This is a genomic window from Streptomyces sp. HNM0575, assembly GCF_012726265.1.
Classification (GTDB): domain Bacteria; phylum Actinomycetota; class Actinomycetes; order Streptomycetales; family Streptomycetaceae; genus Streptomyces.
Genome location: NZ_JAASAG010000004.1, coordinates 105,102 through 116,920 on the forward strand (window position 1 = coordinate 105,102; position 11,819 = coordinate 116,920).

General features: G+C 71.6%; 10 protein-coding genes. 6 read left to right on the top strand and 4 right to left on the bottom strand.

Features of this window, described 5'->3' with window-relative positions:
• Window positions 1–15 precede the first annotated feature (15 nt).
• A complete protein-coding gene (locus HCC61_RS11915; RefSeq protein WP_169135361.1) occupies window positions 16–1,410 on the bottom strand; it encodes a HAMP domain-containing sensor histidine kinase in 1,395 nt (464 codons plus the stop codon).
• Complete coding sequence (locus HCC61_RS11920; protein WP_169135362.1) at window positions 1,403–2,167, bottom strand: response regulator transcription factor; 765 nt, start codon at window positions 2,165–2,167, stop codon at window positions 1,403–1,405. The genes HCC61_RS11915 and HCC61_RS11920 overlap by 8 nt, the downstream gene beginning before the upstream one ends.
• A gap of 111 nt (window positions 2,168–2,278) precedes the next feature.
• Here HCC61_RS11920 and HCC61_RS11925 point away from each other — a divergent pair, with 111 nt between their 5' ends.
• A complete protein-coding gene (locus tag HCC61_RS11925; protein WP_169135363.1) occupies window positions 2,279–2,884 on the top strand; it encodes a hypothetical protein in 606 nt (201 codons plus the stop codon).
• A gap of 73 nt (window positions 2,885–2,957) precedes the next feature.
• Here the strand turns inward: HCC61_RS11925 and HCC61_RS11930 are convergent, their stop codons facing one another.
• Together HCC61_RS11930 and HCC61_RS11935 are read right to left on the bottom strand one after the other, a co-directional pair.
• Window positions 2,958–4,538: an amidohydrolase gene (locus HCC61_RS11930; RefSeq protein ID WP_169135364.1), complete on the bottom strand. Its 1,581-nt coding sequence runs from the start codon at window positions 4,536–4,538 to the stop codon at window positions 2,958–2,960.
• Window positions 4,539–4,568: 30 nt separating this feature from the next.
• A complete protein-coding gene (locus HCC61_RS11935; protein WP_169135365.1) occupies window positions 4,569–5,909 on the bottom strand; it encodes a SidA/IucD/PvdA family monooxygenase in 1,341 nt (446 codons plus the stop codon).
• 205 nt (window positions 5,910–6,114) lie between these two features.
• On the opposite strand from HCC61_RS11935, the gene HCC61_RS11940 reads away from it, so the two are divergent.
• The 5 genes from HCC61_RS11940 (at window position 6,115) to HCC61_RS11960 (ending at window position 11,691) form a co-directional block, all read left to right on the top strand.
• Window positions 6,115–7,074, top strand: coding sequence for a methionyl-tRNA formyltransferase (locus HCC61_RS11940; RefSeq protein ID WP_169135366.1), 960 nt, complete (start codon window positions 6,115–6,117; stop codon window positions 7,072–7,074).
• Window positions 7,075–7,153: 79 nt separating this feature from the next.
• Window positions 7,154–8,143, top strand: coding sequence for an iron chelate uptake ABC transporter family permease subunit (locus HCC61_RS11945; protein WP_206322426.1), 990 nt, complete (start codon window positions 7,154–7,156; stop codon window positions 8,141–8,143).
• Entirely contained in the window at window positions 8,140–9,324 is a 1,185-nt protein-coding gene (locus tag HCC61_RS11950) for an iron chelate uptake ABC transporter family permease subunit (protein WP_169135367.1), read from the top strand. The genes HCC61_RS11945 and HCC61_RS11950 overlap by 4 nt, the downstream gene beginning before the upstream one ends.
• 121 nt (window positions 9,325–9,445) lie before the next feature.
• A complete protein-coding gene (locus tag HCC61_RS11955; RefSeq protein WP_169135368.1) occupies window positions 9,446–9,664 on the top strand; it encodes an MbtH family protein in 219 nt (72 codons plus the stop codon).
• The gene (locus HCC61_RS11960) at window positions 9,661–11,691 is read left to right on the top strand and encodes a multicopper oxidase domain-containing protein (protein WP_169135369.1); all 2,031 of its coding nucleotides are present in this window, start codon (window positions 9,661–9,663) and stop codon (window positions 11,689–11,691) included. Before HCC61_RS11955 ends, HCC61_RS11960 begins: the two co-directional genes overlap by 4 nt.
• Window positions 11,692–11,819 lie beyond the last annotated feature (128 nt).

Genomic DNA, 11,819 nt, shown 5'->3' on the forward strand with positions numbered 1-11,819 from the left:
CACGGCCCCCGCGTCTCACGCCGTGCCGAAGCGACAGCGGACCCGCGCACCGCGGCTGCCCTCCGCCGTGCCCAACTCGACGTTACCGCCCGACTCGTCCGCCGTGCGGCGGACGATGTCGAGGCCGAGGCCGGTCGATCCGGTGCCGCTCCTCCCCCGCACCGGCGTGGCCGCTTCGGTGAAGCCCCGCCCGTCGTCCTCCACCGTCAGGACCCCGTCCGCCCCGACGGTCACCCGCAGCGCCGTGCCTTCCGCGGTGTGGTCCAGCACGTTGCCGATCAGGGCGTCCAGCACCGCGCTCAGGTCGTCCTCGGAGACCTTCACATACACCGGTTCCGCGGGAATGGCGGCGGAGATGGTGCGGTCCTGGTCCTCCGCCAACGGCGTCCAGAATCCGGTGCGTTCGCGCGCCACCGCCGCCAGGTCCGACCGCTGCCCGCCGGGTTCCGCGGCAGCGCGCCGGGCCGTGCGGATCACCTCGTCCACGCTCCGCTCCAGAGCCACCACACCGGCGGCCACGCGCTGCGCCGCCTGGTCGTCGTGCAGCGCTTCGGCTTCGAGCCGGAGCGCCGCGACCGGCGTACGCAGCCGGTGCGCCAGATCCGCCGCGCGCTCCCGCTCCGCACCGAGGAGCACCCCTATGCGTTCGCCCAGCTCGTTCAAGCGTGCTGCCAGCAGGCGCAGTTCATGCGGCCCGGACGGCTGGGCGCGGGCCGTCAGGTCCCCTGCCGCCAGCCGGTCGGCCACCCCGGCGAGCCGCTGCGTGCTCCGTACGAGATGTGCGGCCAGCCGGTCCGCGAAGGCGAGTCCGAGCAGGATGAGCGCCGCTCCCAGCCCGCCGATCGCCAGCCAGGAGGGCAACACCCCGGCGTGCAGCTGCTGTTGGCTCACGGCCACGCGCACGACCGCCGGCTTGTCCTGGGAACCCGTGCCGGTGGCCTGTCCCGTGGCCTGTCCCGTGCCCAGCACCGGCACCATCACCACACGACCGCCGTCGGCCGGTGCGTGGGTGAAGGCCCGCCCCGAGCGGGCCAGTTGCAGTGCCGCCCTGCTGACCGTGTAGGGGCGGCGGCCCAGCACCTCTCCTCCGGGCATGACGACCGAAGTACGAGGTGTGCCCGGTGCGTTGAGTCCGTCCAGCACGCCCATGACGACCCGGCGCCCGTGCTCGGAGGGCGCTCCCGCGGCGTCCCCGGTGCCCGGAGCGCTCCTGGCGTCCGCACCGCCCTCCGGCGGTGAACCGCCGAGCGCGCTGCCGACGACCGCCGCGACCGACTGCCCGCGCTCCGTCGCGTCGGCGATGGCCTCGTCCTCCGCGTGGCTGCGGGCGAGCAGCCCCAGCGGTATCAGCAGCGCGGTCAGCACCAGCACCGTGGTGACACCGATCAGCAGCAGCAGTTGCCTACGCATCGGCGCCGCCCTCGCTGCCGTCCTCGCTGCCGCCGTCCCCGCCGGACGGGTCGCCGTCCTCTGCCGGCGAGCCGGGCGGTGCGAGCTTCACGCCCACCGTCCGCACCGTATGCAGATAGCGCGGGTGCTGCGCCGTCTCCCCCATCTTCCGGCGCAGCCAGGAGAGATGAACGTCGACCGTCTTGTCCGCGCCGCCCAGCGGCTGCTGCCAGACGGCGGCGAGGATGTCGCGCCGGGAGACGACCTGACCGGCCCGGCGGGCGAGGTAGCAGAGCAGGTCGAACTCCCGTGGCGTCAGCTCCAGCGGCTCGCCCTCCAGCGTCACTTCGCGCGCGGAGGGTGCGACGACGAGCCCGCCGACCCGGATCGGCCGCTCCGGCTCCTCCGGGGCCCCTGTCCCCAGCCGCCGGAGCACCGCTTTGATGCGGGCATCCAGTTCGCCGGAGCCGAACGGCTTGACGATGTAGTCGTCGGCCCCCTCCCCCAGCGCCATGACGACCTCCGGCTCGTCGTCGCGCGCGGTGGCGACGATCACCGGCACCTCGCTCACCGACCGGAGCATGCGCAGCACCCGCGCGCCGTCCACGTCGGGCAGTCCCAGGTCGAGCACCACGAGGTCGGGGCGGTGCGTGACCGCCTCTTCGAGCCCCTGCATGCCGGTCGAAGCCGTGGCGACGGCATGGCCGCGGTCCCGCAGCGCACGTACGAGCGCGCTGCGCAGCTGTGGGTCGTCCTCGATCACCAGGAGATGGGGCACGGAGGTTACGTTAGCCACCGTCCGGACACCGGGGAGGGGGTGCGACGCCGCTGCTCAGGACTTAGGGCGACGCTAACCCGGCGTTAGGGCGGCCGCGGGCACACTGGCCGCATGGAAGACGGCGGCGATCGGGAGCGGCCCGGCACTGGACGGCCCGCGGCCCCCTCGGCACGGTGGCGCCGGGGGGCGACCGCGGGCTGGCTGTGCGCGGTCGTGCTGGCGGCGCTGATCGGCACCTGGTCCTTCCAGTACGGAACGCCGGACGGCCGGTACGCACGTCACGGGCCGCTGGACGACGAGCGTGTCCGACAGGAACTGGCCAGAGCGCGGAGCTCGGACGCACCGCATCGGTCGGGCGGAAAGGGTGCCGACGACTCTCCGCCACGCTCCTCCCCGACCGCCTCCCCGTCCACGGCGACGTCCTCCCCGCCGTCCACGCCGGAGACCACCGCGCCGCACACCGCGACCGTCCGCTTCCCCGGGGGAACCGGCACGGCCACCGTCGAGTGCCGCCCTGACGGCACCGTCAGGCTGCTCAGCTGGAGCCCCGCCGACGGGTACGGCGCGGACGACGTCGAACGCGGTCCGGCCCGCCAGGTGACCATCGAGCTGGAACCGCCCGACGACGACGAGAGCGTGGACCTCGCGGTGCGGTGCGACGACGGAGAACCGGCCGCGGCCGTCCTCCCCGAGGACGGGGACGAGGACGAGGACTGAACCCGTAGGGGCCGCGAGAGGCCCGCAAGCCTCCTCCGCACACCCCGCTGCGGACATGTGCCGGCTCGGCCGTTCAGCCCGGCGGATCCATTCCGTACACCGACTCGCCCGCCACGAAGGTCCCCAGCACGTCGATGTCGCCGATGGCTCCGGCAGCCACCGCCCGGGGATCTTCGGACAGCACGGCCCAGTCCGCCCATTTGCCCGGGGTCAGGCTGCCCAACGCGTGCTCCCAGTTGCAGACGTAGGCGCTTCCGAGGGTGTAGGCCCGCAGGGCGTCCACCACCGTCATCGCCTCCCCCGGGCCTATCGCGCGGCCCGTCGAGCTGGCCCGCTCCACCATCACCTGAATCGCCCGCAGCGGCGCGCCCTCGGTCACCGGACGGTCCGAGCTGCCGGCCACGGTGACGCCGTGGTCGAGGAAGCCCTGCCCCCGGTAGAGCCAGGGTGCCCGGCGTTCGCCCATCAACGGCGCGTAGTCGTCGCCCAGGTACCACAGGAAGTTGGGTTGTACGACGGCGCTCACGCCCAGCTCGGCGAAGCGGGGCAGCTGGTCGGGGCGTACGAGACCGGCGTGCTCGATCCGGTGCCGGGCCGCGGGCCTCGGCATCAGCCGCTGCGCCTCGGCGATCGCGTCGAGGGTGAGGTCCACGGCCCGGTCCCCGATGGCGTGGACGGCCAGCTGCCAGCCCGCCAGGTGCCCCCGTACGATCGTGTCCCTCAACTCCTCGGCGGCCGCGAACAGTTGCCCGGAGTGCTCCAGCCCCTCATAGGGCTCGGTGAGTGCGGCGGTGCGGGGCATCATCCCGCCGTCGGTGAAGATCTTCAGAGCGCCCAGCCCGAGACGGTCGTCCCCGAAGCCCGTGCGCAACCCCAGGTCGATCCCCTCCTGGGGGCCGTCCTCGGCGTGACTGCCCAGCGGGTGCAGGGCGGCCGCGGCGACCATCAGCTGTACGCGCAGGGGCAGTTCGCCCTTCTCCCGCAGCCTCATGTACGCCGCCGGCTCCACCGGAGAGTGCGCGGTGAGCCCGCCGCCCACGCCTGCTTCCGCGCACGCGGTCACCCCCTCTGCCATGCACACGTCCGCGGAACGGCGCAGGGCCCCGGTCAACTGGTCCTCGGAGTGCGGCATCCGCAGTTCCCGTACGGCGGCCATTCCGCCCTCGACCAGCACTCCGTCCCGGTGGGGCACGCCGTCCGGGAGCATCCGGAGCACCTGTGAGCTGACGACGCAGGAGTGTCCGGAGTCGTGGGTGAGAATCACCGGCCTGCCGGGAGCCGCGGCATCCAGTTCCGCGGCGGTCAGGTGCCGGCCGAGGGGGCGCTGATCGTAGCCGACCATGTCCAGCCATTCGTCGGGCTGCCCGTTCCGGGCGGCCCGGCGCACGGTCTCCAGGATCGCCTCCACGGATGTGCTGGGCGCGACGCTGACCGTGCCGGCCTTCAGGCCCGCCCACGCCAGGTGCACATGGGCATCGATGAATCCGGGCACCACGGCCGAGCCCCGTGCGTCCAGCACCCGTCGGGCCGGCAGGTCGGCGACCTGCTCGTCCAGGCCGAACACCCGCCCCTGCCACACGCCCAGCCGACTCGCCTCGGGACGGTCCTCGTCCAGGGTGAGGATGCGGGCGTTGACCAGCTTGAGGTCGAGCATGGGCGGGCCTTTCGCGGGGTGGGGGGGGAGTCAGTCGGCGGTGGTGCTGAGCACCGGCCGCGGGGCGTCGCCGGGGAAGGTGTGCGCGAGCAGCGAGTCGAGGATCTCTCCGGCGCGAACGGCCGTGTGCGACAGCAGAGTCGAGGTGATCCCGTGGGTGTGCTCGGTGCTGCCCTGGACGTAGATGCCCGCCGAGACGGAGTCCGCCACGCGCACCCTGTGGTCGCGGCCGACCTCGAGGCTGTCCTCCTCGTCGCGCAGGCACAGCTTGTCGGCCTTGCCCAGCAGTTCGCCGGGGTCGGGGGGCTGGTATCCGGTGGCGTACACCAGGAGGTCGGCGTCGAGTCGCTGAAGCTCCCCGGTGGGCAGATGCTCCACGGTGATCCTCAGCCCGTCCGGCTGAGACACCACGCGTCTGAGTCTGGAGACGTTCAGGAAGCGCAGGCGTCTTATGCCCTGCACCTGCTCCTGGTACTGGGCCCGGTACAGGGCGTCTATCAACTCCAGGTCGACGGCCGAGTAGTTGGTGGAGCGGTGATAGTCCATCAGCGACTGCTTGACCTCGGGCGGCGACCGGTAGAAGACGTCGACGCCCTCCGGGTCGAAGACCCTGTTGGCGAAGGGCGAGTCGTCGGCCGGGGTGTAGCCGTACTTGGCGAAGACCGCGCAGATCTCCGTCTCCGGCAGCTTGCGGTGCAGATAGGCCACCGCCTCGGCGGCGCTCTGTCCCGCGCCCAGCACCACCACGCGGCGCGTCGGACGGCCCGCCCACTCCTCGACGTTGGGCACCAGGTCCCGGTTGTGCCATATCCGGTCCGAGACCTCCGCGCCGTTGGGGACGCGGGGAGTCATGCCGGTGGCCAGACAGAGGTGCCGGGCACGGCGTACGAGCCCTCCGCCGTCCGGCGTGCGGCTGCTCACGTCGAAGTAGCGCACCTCCGTGCCCTCGAACACCGGCTCCACGCCGACGACTTCGTGTCCGTAGTCCACCTGGCCGGCCAGGCGCCCGGCGGCCCACTCGAAGTAGTCGTGGAACTCTATGCGCAGCGGGAAGAGCGTCTTCTGGTTGAGGAAGTCGACCAGCCGTCCCCGTTCTTTGAGGTAGCACAGGAAGCTGAACCCGCTCGTGGGGTCCCGCATGGTGACCAGGTCCTTGAGAAACGAGACCTGCATGGTCGCGTCGTCGATCAGCATCCCCCGGTGCCAGCCGAAGCGGGGCTGCTTCTCCCAGAAGGCGGCCCTGAGCTGCCGGTCGGTGCCGACGCGGCCGTTGTGCTCCGCGATGGCAATGGCGAGGGCCAGATTGGACGGCCCGAAGCCGATCCCCAGCACGTCGTAGGTGTCTTCCGTTTCGCGGCGGACTCGATTCACCGCAGCATCGCCTCCCTAGCCGACCCGATCCTAGGTAAGGTTAGCCTTACTTTACATAGCGGTGCGGGCTTCGCCGCTGCCAGTGGCCCCGCACCGCGCGGGAGTTGACGTCCGCCGTGCCGGCGGGCCTCCGCGGGCGGAGGCCGGGCGACGTCACGGAGCCGGCCGGAGACCGTCGAAGACTCAACAGTGGAGAGGCGACAAGATGCGGGTTGCCATGTTCGGCTACCAGACCTGGGGTCATCGCACGCTCAAGGCGCTGCTGGATTCCCGGCACGAGGTCGTCCTCGTGGTGACCCACCCCAAGAGCGACCACGTCTACGAGAAGATCTGGGGCGACTCGGTGGCCGATCTCGCCGAGGAGCACGGGGTGCCCGTACTGCTGCGGAACCGGCCCGACGACGAGGAGCTGCTCACCGCTCTCAAGGAAGCGGCGCCCGACCTGATCGTCGCCAACAACTGGCGCACCTGGCTGCCCCCGGAGATCTACGACCTGCCCCCGCACGGCACCCTCAACGTGCACGATTCGCTGCTGCCCGCCTACGCCGGCTTCTCTCCGCTGATCTGGGCGCTGATCAACGGCGAGCCCGAGGTGGGGGTGACCGCCCACCGGATGAATCCCCAACTGGACGCCGGCGACGTGCTGTTGCAGCGGGCCGTGGACGTCGGGCCGGAGGACACCGCCACCGACCTCTTCCACCGCACGGTGGATCTGATCGCTCCCCTCGTGGCCGATTCGCTGGAGCTGATCGACTCCGGCATGGCCGAGTGGACGCCCCAGAACAGGTCCAAGGCGTCCTTCTTCCACAAGCGTTCGCTGGAGGACAGCCGCATCGACTGGACCTGGCCCGCCGAGGACCTCGCCCGGCTCGTGCGCGCCCAGTCCGACCCGTATCCGAACGCATACTGCTACCACCGGGGCGAGCGGCTGCGCATAGTAGAGGCCGGTGTCTCCCGGGCGAACTACGGCGGAACCCCCGGGCGCATCTTCTACCCCGAGGGCGACGGCGTGGTGATCGTCGCCGGAGCCGGGTCCCGGCGCGGCAGGAGCCCCGGACTGCTGCTGCGGAAGGTGCGCACCGACGACGGCCGCGACTGGGCGGCGACCGAGTACTTCACGTCGATGGGCGGCTATCTCACCAGCCACGCCGGCACCGGCAGATGAGCGCGCGCCCGTGAGCCCTTCCACAGAGGTCTCCCCCGCGACGGGCACGTCCGCCCGCCTTCCGGAACGGACCCGCACGCTGCTGCGCGGCGGCGGCCTGGTGGCCATCGGCGGTGTCCTGTTGCTGCTGGTGCTGCTCAGCACCTGGATCGGAGCCAAGGACACCTCGCTGCTCCAGGTGTGGTCCGCGCTGTGGACAGACGACGGCTCCTACAGCACCGGGATCATCCGTGAACTCCGGCTGCCGCGCACGGTGGTCGGTCTGATGGTGGGCGCCGGACTCGGTGCCGCGGGCGCGGTGATGCAGGCGCTCACCCGCAATCCTCTGGCCGATCCAGGACTTCTGGGCGTCAACGCGGGCGCCTCGGTCTCGGTGGTCTTCGGCATGGGCGTGGTGGGGCTCGCCTCCTTCACCTCGCTGGTGTGGTTCTCCTTCGTGGGGGCGGCGGCCGTCACCGTGCTCGTGTACTTGCTGGGTGCCTCGGGGCGGGCGGGGCCCACACCGGTGAGGCTGGCCCTGGCGGGCGCCGCCGTCAGCGCCAGCCTCACCGGGATGATCGCCGGTCTGACCGTCTTCGACCTGGCGACGTACGACTACCTGCGCTTCTGGATGGTCGGCTCGCTGGCCGGACGGAAGCCCGAACTGGTGCTGGAACTGCTGCCGTTCGTGGTGTGCGGGCTGGTCATCGCGATGCTGCTGGCCAGGCCCCTCAACTCCCTCGCCCTGGGCGAGGAACTGGGCCGCGCCCTCGGCACCAGGCCGGCCCGTACGCGGCTGCTGGGGCTGGTCGCGGTGACCCTGCTGTGCGGTTCGGCGACCGCCGCCGCCGGGCCGATCGGCTTCGTGGGCCTCGTCGTGCCGCTCGTGGCGCGCTGGCTGACGGGACCCGATCTGCGCTGGGTCGTTCCCTACTCCGTCCTGCTGGCGCCGGTGCTGCTCCTGACGTCCGACATCCTGGGCCGAGTGGTGCTGCCCCACGGGGAGTTGGAGGTGGGCGCGGTGACGGCGCTGGTGGGCGCCCCGGTGTTCATCGCCATGGTGCGGCGCCGTAAGGAGATCTCGCTGTGACGGCCGCCGAGAAGCCACCGGCCGGCGCACCGGGCGTCACCTCCTCCGGTACGCGCCCGCCCTCCGGTACGCGCCCGTCCTCCGGTGCGCGCCCCGTGTTCCTGGGCTCCGGCCGGATCGGCTTCCGTCTGCATCCGAGGACCGTGAAGGTCAGCCTGCTGGCTTTGCTGGTCTCGGCTCTGCTGCTGGCGGCCGGTCTCTGCATGGGGGCCTATCAGGTCTCCCCCGGCGACGTGGCACGCGCCGTGTTCTTCGGCACCGGGGAGCGTCTGGCCGTCTTCTTCGTCAACCAGGAACGCCTTCCCCAGGCCCTGTTGGCGATCCTGGTCGGCTGCGCCCTGGGCGTGAGCGGGGCCGTCTTCCAGAGCATCTCCCGCAATCCGCTCGCCAGTCCCGACGTGATCGGCTTCAACTCGGGCGCGGCCACCGGGGCCATCGCGGTGATCGTCGTGGCGGGGGACGGGGCGGCACCGGTGGCCCTGGGCGCGATCACCGGGGGGCTGGTGACGGCCGCCGTGGTGTTCCTGCTCGCGTCCAAGGGCGGTCTGCACGGGGTGCGGATAGTCCTGATCGGACTGGGCGTGACGGCCATGCTGGGGTCGGTCAACTCCTACCTGCTCACCAGAGCCGCCCTCAACAACGCGCAGAGCGCCCATGTCTGGATGATCGGCACGCTCAACGGCCGTACGTGGGGCTCGGTCCAGGCGATGGCGATCGCGCTGTGCGTGCTGCTTCCCGCGGCGGCCTTCCTGGGACGTCAGCTCCGGATGCTGGAGCTGGGCGACGAACTCGCCGCGGGGCTGGGGGTTCCGGTGGGCAGGGCGCGGATCGCGCTCACGCTGATCGGCATCGGCCTGTGCGGCATGGCCGTGGCCAGTGCGGGACCGGTGCCGTTCATCGCCCTGGCGGCTCCCCAGGTCGCGGCCCTGCTCGCTCGTCCGCCGGGCGTGAGCCTGCTGGCGGCCGGTGCCGTGGGGGCCGCACTGCTGTCGGCCGCACACCTGCTGTCCGGTCAGTTCTTCCTGATCGGCGCCTGGGTGGGCGAGCGGGTCCCCTGGCTCGCCGTGGTCGACGAGAGCCGGCGCAACAGCCAGCTGCCGGTGGGCGTCACCACCGCGGTCCTCGGGGGTGTCTATCTGGCGTGGGTGCTCTTCCGCAGGCGGGGAACGGGGCGCGCCTGAACGACCGGCCACCCGAGGACCGGAGGGGGTCTGTCCCGGAGGACCGTCCCAACTGCCCGCCGCTGGGCTTGTTCTGGGAACTGAGATAAGGCTAGCCTTACCTAACCTTGAGGAGGATGTTGTGACCAACCCATTCGAGGACGAGGACGGCACCTACCTGGTGCTCGTCAACGACGAAGGACAGCACTCCCTTTGGCCCGCGTTCGCCGAGGTGCCCGCCGGCTGGAGCGTGGCGCACCCGGAGGACACCCGGCAGGCGTGCCTGGAGTACGTCGAGCGGAACTGGACCGACCTGCGTCCCAAGAGCCTCATAGAGAGCATGGCTTCGGACCCGTCATGAATCCTTCCTCATACCTCCGCGGCCGGGTGGGACGGCGCAGATTCATCGCCGGAGCCGGGGCCGTGGGCGGATTCGCGCTCGTGGGTTCCTCCGCTCCGGCCTCCGCTGGGCGCCCCGTACCCGCACCCTTGCGCCCGGACGCCATGACCGTCGCGCTGGGGACGCCCGTCGACCAGCTCCCCGGCGTGCGGGCCACCCCGGCGGCTCACCATCACCACGAAGCCTCTGCGTCGGGGCACGCGGCGCGTGGCGCGCAGGCCGCGAAGGATCTGGAACCCTTCGTGGACCCGTTGCCCGTCCCGCCCGTACTGCGGGGCCGCGACGGGCAGTTGACGGTCTCCATGCGCCGCGCCAGGGTGCGGCTGCACCGCGACCTGCCGTACACGCATCTGTGGACGTACGAGGGCGGGCACGTGGGGCCCACCATCGAGGTCCGGCGCGGCAACCGCCTCCGTGTGGCCTGGGAGAACGAACTGAGCGGGGACTTCCCCGTGCCGGCCGTGCGGATTCCCTTCGTACCGCCGCAGGACCCGGACGAGCCGCTGATGTGGGACCGCCCGGGGCGGGACGGCGGCAAGCCCCGCAAGGACGTGGCGGCACTGCCCCCGTGGACGGTGGTGCACCTGCACGGCGCGTTCACCGGCGGCGGCAACGACGGCTGGGCCGAGAACGCGGTGCTGCCCGGCGCCGCGCAGCTCGCCGAATACCCCAACAGGCAGCGGGCGTGCGGTCTTTGGTACCACGACCACGCCATGCACATCACCCACCTCAACGTGGTCGCGGGGCTGGTCGCCGGGTCCTATCTGATCCGTGACGAGGAGGAGGCGGGGCTGGGGCTGCCCTCCGGGGAGCACGAGATCCCCCTGGTCTTCTTCGACCGCAATCTGGACCTGGACGGGGACGGCGCCTTCACCGGCGACCTGCTCTACAAGGGCATCGTCGTGGCCGACGACCCCTACGAGCTGACCCGCCCCTTCACCGGGCCGTTCAACACGGTCAACGGGGTCATCTGGCCGCATCTGGACGTCGAGTCACGCTGGTACCGCTTCCGGGCGCTGAACGCCTCCAACAACCGCCCGTATCTGCTGAAGGTCCTCGACGAGGACGGCGAGGAGCTGCCGCCCGAGGCCTTCGTGCAGATCGGGACCGACTCCGGGCTGCTGCCCCGGCCGGCGCGCATCACCGACGGCCTCCCGCTCACGCCGGGCGAACGCGCCGACGTACTCATCGACTTCTCCCGCGTGCGGGGTCAGCGGCTGCGTCTGGTGAACACCCTCCCCGAACCGGGCGCACGCCCTGACCTGATGCAGTTCCGGGTGGCCTCGCGCGCGGGAGGGGACGGCTTCGACCCGCCGGGAGTCGCCGCCCGGTCCTTCACGCCGCTCACCCGGAAGAAGACCGAGGGGGCCAGGGAACGCCTGGTGATCGTCACTCCGGTCTATCCCAAGGACCCCGAGCTGTGGGAGATGGAGGAGGTGGAGGCCCCGAAGGGCAAGCTGCCCGTCGACGGGATCGTGCAGATCCAGGACGCCGAGGGCACGGTGCGCACGTACAAGCGGGTCGCGGCCGACTTCCAGGACCCGGTGACGTTCACCGTGGCGGCCGGTTCGACCGAGAGGTGGACCTTCCTCAGCCTGGAGAAGTCCGAGGGCGCCTACCCCCACCCCATGCACCTGCACTCGGTCTCCTTCCAGGGGCTCAGCCGCGACGTCTACGACACCAGCGGCTTCGTGGCGTTCGAACTCGACGGCGGCGGCTGGGGCATGGGCACCAGGAAGCCGCTCAAGCTCAAGAAGAAGGGCGAGCTGACCGCGGCCGAGAAGGGTCCCAAGGACGTCATCTCCCTCAAACCCAGCGAGATGGTCACCGTGGCCGCCGAGTTCGACGGCCCGGCAGGGCGGTTCATGCACCACTGCCACATCTACGAACACGAGGACATGATGATGATGCGCCCCTTCCTCGTGCAGCCGAAGGCCGTACTGGACCTCGCACCGCACGACTCCGCGAAGCACAGCGGCCACCACTGACCCTGACGGCACACAGCCACGCCCGCGCGACCCGCCCGGGCGGTACCAGGCATGGCATCCGCATCCCGCCGCCCCTCACCCGGACCGTCTCCGGACTCGGATGAGCCGTTTCGCCAGGAGAACTCCGC